Annotated in this window: 19 protein-coding genes; 12 read left to right on the plus strand and 7 right to left on the minus strand. The window is 66.1% G+C overall.

All coding sequences use genetic code 11. The features are described 5' to 3' along the window. Positions 1–13 precede the first annotated feature (13 nt). The 4 genes from BLEFHOIH_RS12880 to BLEFHOIH_RS12895 all read left to right on the plus strand — a co-directional run bounded on the left by BLEFHOIH_RS12880 (position 14) and on the right by BLEFHOIH_RS12895 (position 2,460). Positions 14–610 (plus strand): hypothetical protein, encoded by a 597-nt coding sequence (locus BLEFHOIH_RS12880; protein WP_125461689.1) that lies wholly within the window; start codon positions 14–16, stop codon positions 608–610. A gap of 189 nt (positions 611–799) precedes the next feature. Then, on the plus strand, positions 800–1,507 hold the full coding sequence (locus BLEFHOIH_RS12885) for a hypothetical protein (protein ID WP_176427228.1): 708 nt from the start codon (positions 800–802) through the stop codon (positions 1,505–1,507). A 59-nt stretch (positions 1,508–1,566) separates the two neighbouring features. Then, positions 1,567–1,977, plus strand: coding sequence for a hypothetical protein (locus BLEFHOIH_RS12890; protein WP_125461690.1), 411 nt, complete (start codon positions 1,567–1,569; stop codon positions 1,975–1,977). Between the two features lie 213 nt (positions 1,978–2,190). Beyond that, positions 2,191–2,460 (plus strand): SemiSWEET transporter, encoded by a 270-nt coding sequence (locus BLEFHOIH_RS12895; protein WP_245296994.1) that lies wholly within the window; start codon positions 2,191–2,193, stop codon positions 2,458–2,460. A gap of 142 nt (positions 2,461–2,602) precedes the next feature. Here the strand turns inward: BLEFHOIH_RS12895 and BLEFHOIH_RS12900 are convergent, their stop codons facing one another. Next, entirely contained in the window at positions 2,603–3,364 is a 762-nt protein-coding gene (locus tag BLEFHOIH_RS12900; protein ID WP_088346046.1) for a peptidoglycan-binding domain-containing protein, read from the minus strand. A gap of 250 nt (positions 3,365–3,614) precedes the next feature. Between BLEFHOIH_RS12900 and BLEFHOIH_RS12905 the strand changes: the two genes are divergently transcribed. Continuing rightward, positions 3,615–4,013: a DUF5330 domain-containing protein gene (locus BLEFHOIH_RS12905; protein WP_125461691.1), complete on the plus strand. Its 399-nt coding sequence runs from the start codon at positions 3,615–3,617 to the stop codon at positions 4,011–4,013. A 202-nt stretch (positions 4,014–4,215) separates the two neighbouring features. Continuing rightward, positions 4,216–4,473, plus strand: coding sequence for a hypothetical protein (locus tag BLEFHOIH_RS12910; protein WP_088346050.1), 258 nt, complete (start codon positions 4,216–4,218; stop codon positions 4,471–4,473). Between the two features lie 104 nt (positions 4,474–4,577). Here the strand turns inward: BLEFHOIH_RS12910 and BLEFHOIH_RS12915 are convergent, their stop codons facing one another. From BLEFHOIH_RS12915 to BLEFHOIH_RS12925, 3 genes are all read right to left on the minus strand, one after another. Further along, positions 4,578–5,213 (minus strand): hemolysin III family protein, encoded by a 636-nt coding sequence (locus BLEFHOIH_RS12915; protein ID WP_088346052.1) that lies wholly within the window; start codon positions 5,211–5,213, stop codon positions 4,578–4,580. 130 nt (positions 5,214–5,343) lie between these two features. Beyond that, complete coding sequence (gene infA, locus BLEFHOIH_RS12920) at positions 5,344–5,634, minus strand: translation initiation factor IF-1 (RefSeq protein ID WP_088346053.1); 291 nt, start codon at positions 5,632–5,634, stop codon at positions 5,344–5,346. A gap of 354 nt (positions 5,635–5,988) precedes the next feature. Next, a complete protein-coding gene (locus BLEFHOIH_RS12925) occupies positions 5,989–6,969 on the minus strand; it encodes a CAP domain-containing protein (protein ID WP_088346054.1) in 981 nt (326 codons plus the stop codon). Between the two features lie 99 nt (positions 6,970–7,068). Here BLEFHOIH_RS12925 and BLEFHOIH_RS12930 point away from each other — a divergent pair, with 99 nt between their 5' ends. Beyond that, positions 7,069–7,479, plus strand: a complete 411-nt coding sequence (locus BLEFHOIH_RS12930; protein ID WP_088346056.1) for a VOC family protein — start codon at positions 7,069–7,071, stop codon at positions 7,477–7,479. Positions 7,480–7,875: 396 nt separating this feature from the next. Here the strand turns inward: BLEFHOIH_RS12930 and BLEFHOIH_RS12935 are convergent, their stop codons facing one another. Then, entirely contained in the window at positions 7,876–8,859 is a 984-nt protein-coding gene (locus BLEFHOIH_RS12935; protein ID WP_088346058.1) for an alpha/beta hydrolase, read from the minus strand. Positions 8,860–8,936: 77 nt separating this feature from the next. Beyond that, a complete protein-coding gene (locus tag BLEFHOIH_RS12940) occupies positions 8,937–10,178 on the minus strand; it encodes a CoA transferase (RefSeq protein ID WP_088346060.1) in 1,242 nt (413 codons plus the stop codon). Positions 10,179–10,363: 185 nt separating this feature from the next. Here BLEFHOIH_RS12940 and BLEFHOIH_RS12945 point away from each other — a divergent pair, with 185 nt between their 5' ends. The 4 genes from BLEFHOIH_RS12945 (at position 10,364) to BLEFHOIH_RS12960 (ending at position 13,873) form a co-directional block, all read left to right on the plus strand. After that, on the plus strand, positions 10,364–10,732 hold the full coding sequence (locus tag BLEFHOIH_RS12945) for a hypothetical protein (protein WP_088346062.1): 369 nt from the start codon (positions 10,364–10,366) through the stop codon (positions 10,730–10,732). 415 nt (positions 10,733–11,147) lie between these two features. Beyond that, positions 11,148–13,004, plus strand: a complete 1,857-nt coding sequence (gene recQ, locus BLEFHOIH_RS12950) for a DNA helicase RecQ (RefSeq protein WP_088346065.1) — start codon at positions 11,148–11,150, stop codon at positions 13,002–13,004. A 252-nt stretch (positions 13,005–13,256) separates the two neighbouring features. Further along, positions 13,257–13,493, plus strand: a complete 237-nt coding sequence (locus tag BLEFHOIH_RS12955) for an AbrB family transcriptional regulator (protein WP_088346067.1) — start codon at positions 13,257–13,259, stop codon at positions 13,491–13,493. Then, positions 13,490–13,873 carry a type II toxin-antitoxin system death-on-curing family toxin gene (locus BLEFHOIH_RS12960; protein WP_088346069.1) on the plus strand — a complete coding sequence of 128 codons (384 nt, stop codon included), beginning with the start codon at positions 13,490–13,492 and terminating at the stop codon, positions 13,871–13,873. The genes BLEFHOIH_RS12955 and BLEFHOIH_RS12960 overlap by 4 nt, the downstream gene beginning before the upstream one ends. Positions 13,874–14,044: 171 nt before the next feature. On the opposite strand, the gene BLEFHOIH_RS12965 is transcribed toward BLEFHOIH_RS12960, so the two are convergent. After that, the gene (locus BLEFHOIH_RS12965) at positions 14,045–14,749 is read right to left on the minus strand and encodes a fumarylacetoacetate hydrolase family protein (protein WP_088346071.1); all 705 of its coding nucleotides are present in this window, start codon (positions 14,747–14,749) and stop codon (positions 14,045–14,047) included. Between the two features lie 210 nt (positions 14,750–14,959). Here BLEFHOIH_RS12965 and BLEFHOIH_RS12970 point away from each other — a divergent pair, with 210 nt between their 5' ends. Continuing rightward, positions 14,960–15,175, plus strand: a complete 216-nt coding sequence (locus BLEFHOIH_RS12970) for a dodecin family protein (RefSeq protein WP_088346073.1) — start codon at positions 14,960–14,962, stop codon at positions 15,173–15,175. Positions 15,176–15,243 lie beyond the last annotated feature (68 nt).

Raw genomic sequence — 15,243 nt, forward strand, 5'->3', positions numbered from 1 at the left:
GGATCTGGACTGAATGTCGCTGCTTCTCGAACTAGAAGGGCAACAATGCCCTCACCCCCGGGATGCACAGCGTGCCTCCCTTAAATTAATGGAGAATGATATGAAGAATTTTGTTGCAGTTTCTCTTTTCGCTATGCTTGCCGCAACGCCCGCTCTGGCCGACGGAAACACCAACACGTCGAATATCGATCAGATCGGCGCGAATCTGGTGGCCACCGCGACCCAGGAAGGCAGCGGCAATACCAGCGTCTCCAATATCGATCAGGGCCTGTTCGGCGTGGGCGACAACCTGCTTGCCACCGTCACCCAGGGCGGCACCGACAATGTGCAGGAAGCTCACATCAAGCAGAACAATTCCGACAATACCGGCGAAATCAGCCAGGGCGGTGATGGCAGCACCAATTATGGCTTTATCGGCCAGGACGGCATCGAGAACGAGGCCACTCTGACTCAGGATGGCGTCGGTACCTCGAACAGCGCCGAGATCCATCAGTTCGGCACTGGCGGCCTGAACGTCGCCACGGTCACCCAGGGCGGCGACGCCAATTTCAATGTCGCCGGCGTCGGCCAAAATGGCAGCGGCCTGACCGCGACGGTCAACCAGCATTAAGCGGCAGACCAGCCAATCCCAGCCGGCCTCCGGGCCGGCTGGGCCTAGATCATGATGATTTTGGGTTGGATCGATCTAAAATCGTGGACGGTGATCTCGTTCTTAAATTTCGAGCGGGATGACCATTTTACCTCATCCCGCTCCAGGGTGAACGAACGAAGCCGACTTCGGCAGGAAGGGTGCATGCGCATGACCAGCAAGCCTTCGCTCCTCGTGATCTCCGTTCTTGCCGCCGCCGTGCCCAGCCCGGCCGGCGCCGCCGAGAACATCTCTTCGATCGAACAGATCGGCACCGATCAGATCGCCGAAATCGCGCAGCAGGGGACTCTCCGGCTCAACAGCGCCCGGGCGTTCCAGTCGGGCAGCGGCAATGCGGCGGCGATCGCGCAGGACGGCACCGGCGCCGCCGGCAGAAACCTTGCCGGCACCTATCAGGCGGGCACGGGCAACCAGGCGCAAGTCGATCAGTCCGGCGCCGACCTCGCCAATGAGGGGCTGATTTCGCAGACCGGCGACGGCAACGCCGCCTCCATCGAGCAGGGCGGCGCGGGCAGCGTCAATTTCGCCGGCATCCTGCAGCAGGGCGTCCTGAACAATGCCAGCATCAGCCAGAACGCCGTCGCCGACCAGACCCGCCGCAACTATGCCGCCATCGGCCAGACCGGCAGCGGCAATGCCGCCGCGATCGTCCAGAACGGCAGCGGCCACGAGGCCGAGATCCTGCAGCAAGGCTCGGATAATAGCGGCACGATCGAGCAAAATGACAGCGACCAGAAGGCCGTTCTTAAGCAATTCGGCGATAATAATAGCTGGTCGATCCAGCAGTCCGGTCCCCCTGGCGGGATCACGGTGGAGCAGTTCGGTTCGGGCGGCGGAGTGGTCATCACCCAATTCTGACCGGACCGCCGGCCCTATCGGCCTTCTCCGTGACTGCGGTGCATTCCGGAGATTATCCGATGGTAATGGTTTGGCGTTTGATCGGCATCGGCTTCGTCGCCATCGGCCTGCAAGCCGGCGATGCGGAGGCTTCGCAGCCCCGCCGCCGTGCCAAGGCGCCGAATTTCCACGGCATCGCCTATGTACAGCAGGTGCCGCGCGCCGCTTGGGCGCATCGCCGGGTGGTCTATAGCCGGGAATTCGAGGCGCTCTATACGGGGCCCGAGGATGCGGTGGCTTATCGCCGGGCGCGGCGCAACCCCAAGAGCTTCCTGGACGCGCTGCTGGAAGTGCCGAACCCCGATACGCGGCCCATTCTCTTCGATCTCGGCATCCCCGCCGTCGACGACGTGCCGCCGATCGCGCTGCTCTACGGTCTCCAGCGCCACCCGCGCCATGAATTTTTCCGCCGCTTCGGTCCGCGCCGATAGGCCGGGGCGGAGAGCGGGGCGCGGCTCGCGTGCGCTTTCCGCTTATGCATCAAGCCTGTGCGCCCGCCGACCCCGGTTTCCGCCAGGGATTGTAGCGCAAATTGCAAAGATCCCTTCGCTACCACTGTAGATAAACGCTCTTCCGCCGGCCTGCATTCAATGCTATTGCGGCGCCGCACGGTGCGCCACGCCGGGCCAATCGAAGGAGCGCGCGTGAATTCGGCATGGATCGACCTGGTCGGAGCACTCGCTGCGCTCCTGACCACCACGGCATTCTTCCCGCAGGCCATCAAAACCCTTCGCACCCGTGACATTAGCGGCCTGTCGCTGACCATGTATACGCTGCTGGTGACGGGTGTCGCGCTCTGGCTGCTCTACGGGCTTTTCCTCGGCAATTGGCCGCTGATCCTGGCCAATGCGGTCGCGCTCGTCCCCCAAGGCCTGGTCATGGCGATGATCTTGCGGGCGCAGCGCTCGAAGTGAATTTGGCGCGGCGCTGGCGAGGCACCGCTGGTTCGCCGCCGCCCCGACACAAGCGCGGCCTCCGCGTCAAGTCAGGCAGAGGCGGCTGTTCGCGGCAGCGCGGTCTACGCCGCCGCAAGCCGGCGCGCCAAGCCCGCGCGGACTACCCATCCGCATCGAACGGCCGGCCCGTCACGATCACCATCTCCAGCAGCACGCGCTCGGTCAGCCGGCCCTCGGCTTGCAGATGGCGGTCGCTCTCGAATTTGCGGATGGCGTCGCGCGTCTTGCCGTCGAGCTGGCCGTCGACCGGCCCGGAAGTGTAGCCCATCCGGGCCAGCATGTCCTGCACCCCGGCGACCAGCGCCTGCCGGCCCTCGAAACGGCCGTCGGGGCCGGGCCCGCGCTTGCCGGCGGCCTTGCCGAAGATCAGCGATTTCAGCACCGCTTCGCTGGCCTCGCCCGCCAGCGGCAAGCCCTCGTCGAATTCGAAGGCGAGGATGGCGGCCCGCGTCTGCATGCCCAAAAGCCCGCTTTCCTGGCCGACGCTATAGCCGCGCCCGGCCAGCTCGCGCTGGATCGCCCGCACCAGCTTTGCCGGCGGCGGCGGGGCGGTATCGCGGACCACGGCGTCGAGACTGCCGAGCGGCGCCAGCGTGCTGCGCGGGATGCTGGCGGCGGGCGCTTCCGGCTTCACTTCCTCTTTCTGCAGCGCGGCGGTCGCGGTTGCGGTGGTCTCAGCCGCAACGGGCGCGGGCGCCGGGACGGGCGCTACGGGAGCCGCGCGGGCGAGCTCGGCCGGGCGGGCGCGCGCGGCCGTGCCGGCAAGCTTGGGCGCTTCCTGCAGATAGAGCGCGTTGACGGTGATCGCCGCCGCAACAGCCACGAACGCGCTTCCGAACAGCCGCAATCGGAGAGGTGTCATGCCACCAGCGTAAAGAAAACCTGCCTTCGACCCGCATAATAAAGCGGGAAAGCGTAAAGGTTGGCTTAACGCTCTTTTCCCAGCGCCTTGAAAGCCGGGCGCTGACGCGCCAGCGCCCACAACAAAAACGCCGAGACGGTCCTGTGCGCAAAAAACATTTAGCTAAAAACCCTCCGCCCATCGTGAAATTTGCTTAGCGCTGCTTTGCTAAGACTGAGGCTTCGTTACGCGGTTAAAGGTGAGCGTCGTCATGTTTTTCGTCAAAGCTGCCTTCTGGATGACTGTCGTTCTGCTCCTGCTGCCGAGCAATGGCCAGGAACGCTACGAGCTGTATGCAACCGTGCAGCGTACCGCCGCCGATATCGGCAGCTTCTGCACCCGCAATCCCGAGGTTTGCGAAAAGACCTCATCGATCGCCAGCGGCTTCGTGCAGAAGCTGAAGAACACGGCGCAGACCATCGAGGACATGCTGCGCGAGACCGGCATTGCCAGCCGGCGTCACGAGCAGTCCAGCCTCGACCCGGCCCGCTATCCCCGCCATAAGGGCTGGGGCGGCGATGCCGGCGTGAGCTCGACCTCGAGCCTCAACGGCGACACGCTGACCAGCGAGGATCTGCGTCCGCGCTGGCGCGGTCCGGGCCGGATCTGAGCCCCGGAAGCCGCAGCTTGTGCCGGGGAGCGGATTTCGGAGGATTCTCCGTGAGCCTTCGCCGCCAATTATGCTATATTTTTAGACAGCGGCCGCTAAAGAGCCGCTGAGGCTGGGGAAATCGACCGCCCGCGTTCATAATCCATGCCGATAATGGCGCAATGACGCGGCAAAACTCACATAGGCTGAGGATAGGATCTGAATGATAAGGCTGGCTCTCATTGGCGTCGCCATCCTGCTCATTCTCATCGGTCTCATCATCCTCCCGACGCCGATCCCCTTCGGCGCGGCGATTTTCCTGCTGGCGGGCTGCGCGCTGCTGATTTCGGTCAGCGATACCGCCGCGCGCCGCATCCGGCGGGCCCGGCTCGAACATCCAAGGCTGAACGCCGTGTTCGCCAGCGTCGAAAAGCGCCTGCCCGGCGCCTTCGGCCGCGCCATCCGGCGCACCTCGCCTTGATGAGAGCGGGATGAGGTAAAGGCGATACGGGTTTACCGCCCGTCAGCCCTCTCTGAATATAAGACCGAGATCACTGGTCATGATTTTGGATTGATCCATGTGATCTAGGGGATCACGGCGCCGTAGATCGAGGCATATTGCACAATGGCGCCGCAGAGCACGAAGACGTGCCAGACCACATTGTGGAACGGCATCCGCTCCATCAGATGGAAGATCACCCCCGCGCTGTAGATGCCGCCGCCGATGACCAGCAGCAGGAAGCTGGTGTCGGGCAGGGCCTCGAGCAGCGGGCCCATGGCGAAGACGATCATCCAGCCCTGGGCGAGATAGAGCGCGACCGAAATCTTGTCCAGCCTGCGCGGAAACAGCAATTTCACCGCAACGCCCAGCACCGCCACCGTCCACACCACCAGCAGCAGCAAAAGCCCCGTCTGCCCGCCGATTTTGCTGAGCGCGAAGGGCGTGTAGCTGCCGGCGATCATGACGAAGATGGCGGCGTGATCGGCGCGCCGCAGCCATCCTTTCAGCCGGGGCCGATCGACCATGTGATAGGCCGCCGACGCCGAAAACATCACGATCATGCCGGCGCTATAGATCAGCAGGCCGGTGACATCGCGCGTGGACAATTGGCCGAGCGCCGCGAGCATCAGCGCGGCGGTGCCGGCAATGCCGAAGGCAATTCCCGCCACATGCACAACGGCATCGGCGGCGCGTTCGCGTCTTGAATAGGCCGGGAACACAGGGCCGCTCCGCCATCGGCGATTTCCCCCAAAATCGCGTGATCATCCTCACGGCACGACGCCGTTCTCATCCAAAACCGCGCAAAGCCCACCGGCGGCCCAATTCCGGCTCAAGCCAAGCGCGACGATATTACCGACGCCGGGGAGGTCCGCCGCCGCCGCTGCGCTGCGGCCGCGCGCCGCCCGGGCGCGGGCCCGATTCGGTCTTGTGCCGGAATACCACGCGCCCCTTTTCCAGATCATAGGGCGTCATCTCGACCGTCACCCGGTCGCCGGCAATGGTCTTGATCCGGTTCCGCTTCATGCGGCCGGCGGTGTAGGCGACGATCTCATGTCCGTTGTCGAGCTGAACGCGGAACCGCCCATCCGGCAAAACGTCGGTCACTGCGCCTTCAAATTCCAGCAATTCTTCCTTAGCCATCACGTCTCCTGTGTTAGGACCAGCAGGAGGCGCCTCATGGACATGTCCAGGCGACAGGCTCCCGGCGGGCTCGGGCAAAGCGGCCCAACGCTCAACCAGCGTCCGGTCCGCACCCTCTGGCGATCCGCCCGACATTATACGCTGGGCGCCGCCGGCCATGCGCCGACAATACGCGCTCTTTATGCAGATTTCCGCACCGCTAATATGCACAAATAGCCGTGCGCCGCCATCCTTTCGGCGCCGGAGCAGCAACCGCCCACCGTTTTGGCGGGCGGGCGGCTCCGAATGCGCGAAGCCGCCGGGCTAAATGTCACCCGGAGAATTGGTCGCGGCGGGAGGCGAAGTCAAGCGCGCTCAGTTGGCTTTGCCGAGTAAACCGATGCCGACTTTCTTGCCCTCGCCATTGGCCGAGACGGTAAAGCCGAGATGGGTGCTCTCGGCATCGAGCAGCGTCTCCGAATAGCTGGGATTGCGGAACCACTGGGCGGTGAAGCGGCCGACATCGGCCGCCGCCGGGGCGAGGCCGCAGCCGCCGCAGATCGCCGCGACCATGGCCAGCCCATCCCAATTTTCCCGCTCGGAATCCGGCATCAGGTCGAACAAGGGCGGCGGCTTCTGCTGGCCGAAGGTGGAGACGGAAGACGGCGGCGCCAGCGCGCGCGCCGCCTGGGTCAGTGCCTGGCTGAATTTCAGCGGCGCGCGGCCCGCCTTGCCGCGCTCCTTGTTGATCGCCTCGAGCGCCAATTGCGCCTGCTCCTCCTGCGGGATCGCCTTGCCGCCATCGGCCGGGCCCTTCGCATCATCCGAGGTGCCGGGTCCGGCGAAATTCTGCACCGCGTACATGCCGCCCTTGGCGTCCATGACGATGCCGTAGCCGAATGTCGTCAGGCCCTTGCGCAGGATATTGGCGCGGTGGCCGGGGCTGTTCATCCAGCCGTCCTGGAGCCGGCGCAGCACGGCGTCGGTGACGGGCGGGCGGCAGGTCTCGCAGCGGGCGATGTTTTCCGCCGTCAGCATCCATTTGCTGCCGCCGACGGCCTGATAGCGGTCGGCGGGCGTCTTGCCCTCCGGCGTGTTATGGGCATAGAAATTACGCTTCAGCATGTCGAGCGCGTGGCGCATAGCGGCCTGATTGAGCTTGGGCTCCAGCGCCAGCGGCGGCAATTTCTGCGCGCGGCGCGATTCGTTGACCAGTTCGAGCGCGCGCTGGCGGGCGGCGTCGATGCCGAGCGCGGCGTCCTGGGCGGCGGCGGGGCGCGCGAGAGCGGCGGCCAGGACAAGCGCGCAGCAAAGCCCCGCGATCTCGGTTAGGCTGATCCGGCGCGGCTTCGGCATGCGGGTTCACTCCCAAGGTTGACGGCGCGTCACGGTCTGACAGGTTTTTGCCTCAGCGCAAATAGCGCCAAAGCCGGGAGGCTGCAAAGGAGCCGCGCGATGAAACCCACCGCAATTTTGGAAACCATCCTCTATGCCGGCGATCTGGACGCGGCGGAGCGGTTTTATGGCGATGTTCTGGGGCTCGAGCGCATCGCCCGCGCCGGCAGCCGGCATGTGTTCTTCCGCTGCGGCGGCCAGGTGTTGCTGATCTTCAACCCGGCCGAGACGAGCCTTGCCCCGCCACCCGGCGCGCTGCCCGTGCCGCCGCATGGCGCGACCGGACCGGGGCATCTGTGTTTTCGGGCCAGCGGCGCCGAGATCGAGCGCTGGCGCGAGCGCCTCGGCGCGGCGGGCGTCGCCATCGAGGCTGATTTCGAATGGCCCCAGGGCGGCCGCTCGATCTATTTCCGCGACCCGGCAGGCAACGCCCTGGAATTCGCCGAGCCCCGCATCTGGGGGCTGGATTGATGGGCGAGCCTGCCGCCGGCCGACCAATGCAATGACCCTCCGCCCTCGACGCGCGACGGATCGCTCCCGGCTGGGGGAGGGGGTTACAAACAATCGGCAGGGCAGGCCCGCTCATTCGCACCCTCGCGCGGCACACCCTCTCCCCGTCGTCCCGGACACCGCGCAGCGGTGAGCCGGGACCCAATCATATATCCGCGAGCGCTGCGGCAAGAGGCGAGGCGAGTGGGCTTCGGCTCTTCGGCCGGGGCGACGGAGTTTGGATGATGCGCTGCGGTGTCTCGGAGTGCTTGAGAGCCGGCAAAGAACCGATAGGCATTACCCCCTCACCCTAGCCCTCTCCCCATGGGAGAGGGGACGGTCGTGCCGTGGGTTGGGCGGAGCCTCGCCGGATGGGCGCTAAACCCCAGGCAACCCCCGCAAAAACTCAAGCATCGCGGCGTTCACCTCGGCGGGGCGCTCCTGCTGAGTCCAGTGGCCGCAGCCGGGCAGCATAATGGTCTCGCGCAATTGCGGCACGAACAGCTTCAGATTCGGGATCAGCCGGTCCATGCCGCGAAACTGCACGACGAGATCGCGCTCGCCGGTGATGTAGAGCGCGGGCACGCTCACCTTGGCCCCGGCGAAGGGCGCCAGCAGCTCCCAGCTCCGGTCGATATTGCGGTACCAGTTCAGGCCGCCGCGAAAGCCAGTGCGGGCGAATTCGGCGGCGTAGAAGTCCAGGTCGGCCTCGCTCAGCCATGCGGGCAGGACTTCCGGGTCCTTGGTGCGGGTCAGGAAGCCGCCGTCGCGCGGCACCATCCCCGACAGGCCGCTCGGCGAGCCGCTCCGGCGCGGAATGTCGCCCGAGCCGGAATAGAGGACGCGCCGCAGCGTGGCGCGCGGGTCGCGGGAAAATTCCGCCTCGGCGACGCCCGGCGTCTGGAAATAGAGCTGGTAGAACAGCGAGGCCTCGTCCTGCGGCATGGTCGATGTCGGAGGGTTCGGCCGGCGCGGGATGAACGGCACGCTGAGGCCGATCACCGCGCGGAAGAGGTCCGGCCGGAGCAGCGCGCAGTGCCAGGCGACCGGCGCGCCCCAGTCATGCCCCACGATCACGGCGGTCTTGGCGCCGAGCGCGTCGGCGAGGCCGACAATGTCGCCGGTCAGATGCAAAAGGGTGTATTTCTCGATCTCGGCGGGCGCTTCGGTCTGGCCATAGCCGCGCATGTCGGGGGCGACGGCGCGGAAGCCGGCCTCCGCGAGCGCCCGCATCTGATGCCGCCAGGAATACCAGCTCTCGGGAAAGCCGTGGCAGAGGATGACCAGCGGGCCTTCGCCCTGCTCGGCAATATGCATCCGCAAACCGTTGGTTTCGATCGTGCGGTGCTTGACTTCGCTCATCGGCGCCTCCTCCCGGTCGACATTTTACCGAGAGTGTGCGGGCGGAGTTCGGCCGTGTCCACCGGATTGGCGCTCGATCACCCGACCGCGCCGCTTTCCCGCAAACGCGCGATCTCGCCCGTGTCGAAGCCGAATTCCGCCAGCACCTTATCGGTATCCTCGCCGGTCAGCGGCGCGCGGCGGCGGACGCCGCCCGGCGTCTCGGACAGGCGCAAGGGCGTGTTGGCGACGGTCAGCGGGCGATCCGCGCCGGGCATCTCGACCTCGGCCAGCATGGTCCGTGCGGCGAAATGCGGGTCGGCGAAAATGTCGTCCGCCTGCAGCACCGGGCCGAACGGGATCTTGCCGCCGAACGCCGCCGCCAGCTCGGCCTTGGTCCGTGCCGCCGTCCATGCGCCGATCAGCGCGTTGACCTCGTCGCGCCTCTCGAGCCGGGCGGCGTTGGTCGCATAGCGCGGATCGCCGGCCAGCTCCGGGCGGTCCATCAGCCGCACGAACGGCGCCCAGAACTCGTCCTTCGGGATGCCGAGGCTGACGAAGCCGTCCTTGGCCGGGAACAGGCCGAACGGGCAGAGCAGGGGATGGCCGCTCCCCTCCGGCTTCGGCGCGATGCCGGTCGCGCTGTACTGGAAGACGATCCGCTCGCACACCGCCAGCACGCCGTCGACCATCGCGATGTCGAGAAACTGGCCGCGCCCTGTCCGCTGCGCCCGCCAGCACGCCGCCGCGATGCCGAAGGCCAAAAACATCGCCGGCATGATGTCGCCGACGCCCGGCCCGATCTTGGTCGGCGGCCCGCCGGCTGTCGCGCCGGTGATGCCCATGATGCCGCCCATCGCCTGCGAGACCGGATCGTAGGCGGGCCAGGCGGCATAGGGGCTCTCGCCGCTGCGCCTGTCGCCGAAGCCGCGCAGTGCGGCATAGACAAGGCGCGGATTGGCCTCGGCGAGCGACTCGTATGACAGCCCCAGCCGCTCCATGACGCCGCCGCGATAATTGTCGATCAGCACATCGGCTTTCGCCGCCAGCCGGCGCAGCACGTCCTTGCCCGCTTCCTGCTTCAGATCGATGACGACCGAGTCCTTGTTGCGGTTGATCGAGGCGAAATAGGCGCCGTAGCCGCCTTGCTCCGGCGGCAGCGCGCCGCCGAGATACGGCCCGACGCGGCGCGCATCCTCGCCGCCCGGCGGCTCGATCTTGATCACGCGCGCGCCCTGATCGGCCAGCATCATGCTGGCGTAAGGACCGGCCAGCATCACGGTAACGTCGATCACGGTGAGGCCGTCGAGCGCGCCGAAGGGCGGTGTTTTGGCATGCATGAGGAGGCTCAAATCTGCTGGCTTTGGCGAACTCTACGCAAATTCGCGGCCCCGGTCCAAGCGCGGCGCGGCCGCCGGCACGGCGCTGGCCATTTGGCTGATGATGCCCTAGTAAACGGAAAATCCCCAAAAACATGAGGCAGATATTGAAATTAGCATCCGCATTCCGAGCGGCGCTGATTGGCGTGCAGACCCTGATCGCTGCAGGCGCGGCCCTCGCCGCCGAGGTCGAGCTGAGGAACACGCCTTTCGCCTATGGCGACCAGGCGCCCGATTTGACGGCAACCTGCGAGACCATCGCGGACTGGTCGAAGAAGGCGCCCTCGGGGGATATCCGCATCGATCTGGCCATCGAGGGGGCCTTGAGCGAGGTGACGTTCGACGGCGTGCTGGCCTTCCTGGTGATGTGCAGGGCGCCGGGCATGACGGTGACCTGCGTCACCTACAGCACCAACGGCATGGCGGCGGGAGATGTGGTGCGCTTCGGCGGCGGCATGCAGATCGCCGGGCCGGACCGGATCATCCTCGACCCCTGCCTCGCCTCGCGCGACTAGGCGCGGTGAGGTGAGACGGAGTTTGGGGCTTGGCGCAATTCGCGGCCCCTTTCATCCAGCGCCTACGCCTCTCCTCCCGTCGTCCCGGGCGGCCGTCAGGCCGGACCGGGACCCAATGGCCCAACAACCAGCACCATGCTCGCGGAGAGGCGAGTAGGCCACGGGTCTGACGACCGGGGCGATGGAATTGGGTTTGGCGGTTTGCAAAGGTCTCCATGGCAAGGGTTGGAATGATGCGGCCTGACCGTGACACCGCGCCCGGCTTGCTCCTGCCTCGATCACCTGGCAAGCATCCCGCCGCCCGGTTTGTCCACAGCCCGTAATCACCCGGATAGCCTCGCGGCTGGCCCGGCGGCGCGGGCTCGGCTAGACATGATTCTCCTCGCCCCCTCGACTCGGCCAAACCAGCGTGCCAATGGCGGATTTGAACCAAGCAGAAGCCCAGCTTCATGCCACTTTCGGCTTCAAGGCGTTCCGGCCGGGACAGTGGGAGATCATCGACGCCGTGCTGTCTGGGCGCGATGTGCTCGCCGTCATGCCGACCGGCGGCGGCAAGTCGCTGTGCTATCAGCTTCCGGCGCTGCTGCGCGAGGGTGTCACGCTCGTCGTCTCGCCGCTGATCGCGCTGATGCGCAACCAGGTGGCGCAGCTTCAGAATTATGGCGTCGCCGCCGCGAGTCTGTCCTCCGGCAACGAGTCCGGCGAGAATCGCGAGGCGCTGACGCGGCTCGCCAATGGCAGCTTGCGCATCCTCTATCTCGCGCCGGAGCGGCTGGCCATCCCGGAGACGCGCAACCTGCTCGCCCGCTGCAATGTCAGCTTGATCGCCATCGACGAGGCGCATTGCGTCTCGCAATGGGGGCATGATTTCCGCCCCGAATATATGGCCATCGGCGAGGCCGCCAATGCGCTGGGCAATGTCCAGCGCATCGCGCTGACGGCCACGGCGGACGCGGCGACCCGCGCCGAAATCCAGGCGAGGCTGTTCAGCCGCGAGCCCCGGCAATTCGTGCATGGCTTCGACCGCCCCAATCTGCGCCTCGCCATGCGCCCCAAGGCCAATGCGAAGAAGCAGATCCTCGATTTCGTCAAGGCGCAAGGCGGCGAATGCGGCATCATCTATTGCGCCTCGCGCCGCCAGACCGAGGATCTCTCCGCCTTCCTGCGCGAGAAAGGCATCAAGTCGCAGCACTACCATGCCGGCATGGAGCAGGGCGAACGCTCGCGCAGCCAGGACCAGTTCTTGCAGGAGGACGGCATCGTCATGGCGGCGACCGTCGCCTTCGGCATGGGCATCGACAAGCCCGACGTGCGCTTCGTCATGCACGCCAATCTGCCGAAAAGCATGGAGAGCTATTACCAGGAGATCGGCCGCGCCGGCCGCGACGGCCTCCCCGCCGACACCATGACGCTGTACGGGCTCGACGATATGCGCCTGCGCCGGGTGCAGATCGAGGAGAGCGACGCCTCGGAAGAGCAGCAGCGCATCGAGAAGCAGCGGCTCAACGCCTTGATCGCGCTCTGCGAAGCGCCGCGCTGCCGCCGTCAGACCCTGCTCTCCTATTTCGGCGAGACGACGCAGCCTTGCGGCAATTGCGATCTCTGCATCGAGGGCATCGAGGTCGTCGACGCCACCATCGAGGCGCAGAAGGCGATGTCGGCCATCCTGCGCACCGGCGAGCGTTTCGGCACCGAACATCTGATCGCCATCCTGCGCGGAGAGGAAACCGACAAGACAAGGCAGTTCAACCACGACCGCCTGCCGACCTTCGGCGTCGGCCGCGACCGCTCGCAGAACGAATGGCGCTCGATTTTCCGCCAGCTTTACGGGGCAGGCGTGGTGTCGATGGACGTGGCGGGCTATGGCCGCTGGACGGTGACTGATTTCGGCCGCACGGTGCTGAAGGGCGCGGCCAAGGTCGAGCTGCGCCGCGAGACCATGAACGCGCCGGTCGGCAAGGCGGCGGGCGCGAAGCGCTCGCCCGTGCCGCAGGGCAATCTCGGCGAGGCCGACCGCGCGCTGTTCGACGCGCTGAAGGCGGCGCGCCAGGGCCTCGCCAAGGAGCAGCACGTTCCCGCCTATGTCATCTTCGCCGACCGCAGCCTGCTCGACATGGTGCATCTGAAGCCGGAAACCCGCGCCCAGATGGAACTTGTCCACGGCGTCGGCAAGAGCAAGCTGGAAAAATACGGCGATATCTTCCTCGCCGTCATCCGCGACCACCGCGCCGCCGCAGCGCCCCGCCCGGAGCCGCGCCGGGCAGTCGGGTGAGGCACAGCCGTCGTCCCGGACGCCGATTTGCCCGAAATCTTTGATTTCGCCGGCGAAGCGAGCGAGCCGGGACCCATTGGCCGCTCCTCAACTCAATGCCGAGCCGCAAGGCGATTGGGCCCCGGCTCACCGCTTCGCGGCGTCCGGGGCGAAGGATTCATTCTAGGCCGGTGGGCGGGTGAGTGGCCGCAGCTTGACGTAATGACGTGAGTTATTACATAGTAGCTCACCGTTTCGACGCGCGAGTTCGCCATGCCCAACGCAAAGACCGTCACCAAGCTGACCCGCATCGGCAATTCGACCGGCGTGACGCTGTCGCGCGAGGTGTTGCGCGGTGCCGGACTGGCGCGCGGCGACGATGTCACCGTCGAGGCGGATGGTGGCCGCGTCGTCATCGCCAAGGCCGACAGCGACCGTGCGGCGGTGCTGGAAATCGGGCGCCGGTTCATGGCCCGCTATTCCCGCGCCCTCGCCGCTCTCGCCAAGTGAAGCTGCCCGACGCCGACGCGCTGATCGAATTCCATGCCGAGAGCATCGAAAGCTTTGGCGGCGCCCCCGGCCTCCGGGATCGCGGCGCGCTCGAGGCCTCGCTGGCGCGGGCGGATCATATCCTGGCCTATGCGGGCGACGATCCCGATGCGGTGGATGTGGCCTGCGCGGTCTGCGCCAGCCTGTGCCGCAACCACGCCTTCGTCGACGGCAATAAGCGCATCGCGCTGATTGCGCTCGGCGTCGTCTTGGAACTCAACGGCTTCTATCTCGACGCCAGGGAGCATGACGCGGCCGACATCATGATGCGCCTCGCCTCCGGCACGCTGGCGGAAGACGCATTGAAAAGCTGGGTGCGCGCGAACATCGCGCCGCAGTAGGCGAAGAGCTTCACCGCGAAGGCGGGGATCCAGTAAAGGGCAAAGTCTGCCCTTGCCCATTGCCCAAAACGCGGTTGCTGCGGCGTACTGATTCCGCTTTCGCGGGAATGACATCATTATCGTCTTGCGCGCCTTATCTAAACCCATCCCGCTCGGGAACCGACGCCCCGCTCACACTACCCCGAGCGCGATCTCCGCGACGCCGTCGACGCCGCCGCGCAGGCGGTCGCCGCGCACCACTGGCCCGACGCCGGCGGGGGTGCCGGAGAAGATCAGATCGCCCGGCTGCAGGCGGAACAGGCCCGAGAGATAGGCTATCATCTCCGGCACTTTCCAGATCATCTGGGCGAGGTCGCCGTCCTGCTTCACCGCGCCATTGACCTCCAGCCAGATGCGCCCCGACGCCGGGTGCCCGATCCGGCTTGCCGGGACGATCGCCGAGGCCGGGGCGGAGGCCTCGAAGGCCTTGCCGACTTCCCAGGGGCGGCCGGCCTTCTTGGCCTCGCCCTGCAGGTCGCGCCGCGTCATGTCGAGGCCGACGCCATAGCCGAAGACCAGATCGAGCGCCCGATCGACCGGCACGTCGACGCCGCCGCCGCCGAGCGCCACCACCAGTTCCATCTCGTGATGCACGTCGCGCGTGGCGCTCGGATAGGGGAAATCGTGGCCGGGCGGCAGGATGGAATCGGGATTTTTCTGGAAGAAGAATGGCGCCTCGCGCGAGGGGTCGTGGCCCATTTCGATGGCGTGGTCGGCGTAGTTGCGGCCGACGCAATAGATGCGGTGGACCGGGAACAAGTTTTCCGTACCCGCGACAGGGAGCGCCGCGACGGCGGGCGGATCGAAGACATAACCGGCGGCGGGGGAAAGCGTCATGCGAAAGCTCCTGGCAGGTGACGGGTCGGCGCGGACTTAAATCACGAGAGTTTTAGCAGAAGCAATGGCGGGATGGCGAGGCCGCGCGGCGATGAGCGCCGCCGCTCACGCTTTATTTACGCGCTTGGCCAATCGTGAAAAAGGACTAAGCTAGCAAGCTTGGGAGGACGCCTAGAAATAATCCGGCGTTCAAAAGAACAGGAGGCGACTATGCCTGGCAGTGTTTATAAAATCGTCGAGATTATCGGCACCAGCACGGAATCCTGGGAAGATGCCGCGAAAGTCGCGGTGGAGCGGGCGGGCCAGTCCTTGCGCGATCTGCGCGTCGCCGAAGTCGTGGCCAACGACATCGTCATCGAGAACGGCTCGATCACGGCATTCAGGACCAAGTTGAAGCTGTCATTCAAGTATGAGGGCGGCGAATAGTTTTTCCGTGGCCGATATTCCCGCGCGGGCAGGGGCAGGTCTTCGGCGGGAGTGCCGATGGTTACTGC

This window comes from Rhodomicrobium sp. R_RK_3, assembly GCF_002198715.1.
In the GTDB taxonomy this organism is placed as follows: domain Bacteria; phylum Pseudomonadota; class Alphaproteobacteria; order Rhizobiales; family Rhodomicrobiaceae; genus R-RK-3.

Bases quoted from the DNA above. Each gene is read 5' to 3' on its own strand.
- BLEFHOIH_RS12955 (WP_088346067.1), top strand. From the start codon at position 13,257: ATGCCCAACGCAAAGACCGTCACCAAGCTGACCCGCATCGGCAATTCG.
- recQ (WP_088346065.1), top strand. From the start codon at position 11,148: ATGGCGGATTTGAACCAAGCAGAAGCCCAGCTTCATGCCACTTTCGGC.
- BLEFHOIH_RS12935 (WP_088346058.1), bottom strand. From the start codon at position 8,859: ATGAGCGAAGTCAAGCACCGCACGATCGAAACCAACGGTTTGCGGATG.
- infA (WP_088346053.1), bottom strand. From the start codon at position 5,634: ATGGCTAAGGAAGAATTGCTGGAATTTGAAGGCGCAGTGACCGACGTT.
- BLEFHOIH_RS12900 (WP_088346046.1), bottom strand. From the start codon at position 3,364: ATGACACCTCTCCGATTGCGGCTGTTCGGAAGCGCGTTCGTGGCTGTT.
- BLEFHOIH_RS12910 (WP_088346050.1), top strand. From the start codon at position 4,216: ATGATAAGGCTGGCTCTCATTGGCGTCGCCATCCTGCTCATTCTCATC.
- BLEFHOIH_RS12905 (WP_125461691.1), top strand. From the start codon at position 3,615: ATGTTTTTCGTCAAAGCTGCCTTCTGGATGACTGTCGTTCTGCTCCTG.
- BLEFHOIH_RS12930 (WP_088346056.1), top strand. From the start codon at position 7,069: ATGAAACCCACCGCAATTTTGGAAACCATCCTCTATGCCGGCGATCTG.
- BLEFHOIH_RS12940 (WP_088346060.1), bottom strand. From the start codon at position 10,178: ATGCATGCCAAAACACCGCCCTTCGGCGCGCTCGACGGCCTCACCGTG.
- BLEFHOIH_RS12880 (WP_125461689.1), top strand. From the start codon at position 14: ATGTCGCTGCTTCTCGAACTAGAAGGGCAACAATGCCCTCACCCCCGG.
- BLEFHOIH_RS12890 (WP_125461690.1), top strand. From the start codon at position 1,567: ATGGTAATGGTTTGGCGTTTGATCGGCATCGGCTTCGTCGCCATCGGC.
- BLEFHOIH_RS12925 (WP_088346054.1), bottom strand. From the start codon at position 6,969: ATGCCGAAGCCGCGCCGGATCAGCCTAACCGAGATCGCGGGGCTTTGC.
- BLEFHOIH_RS12885 (WP_176427228.1), top strand. From the start codon at position 800: ATGACCAGCAAGCCTTCGCTCCTCGTGATCTCCGTTCTTGCCGCCGCC.
- BLEFHOIH_RS12970 (WP_088346073.1), top strand. From the start codon at position 14,960: ATGCCTGGCAGTGTTTATAAAATCGTCGAGATTATCGGCACCAGCACG.
- BLEFHOIH_RS12965 (WP_088346071.1), bottom strand. From the start codon at position 14,749: ATGACGCTTTCCCCCGCCGCCGGTTATGTCTTCGATCCGCCCGCCGTC.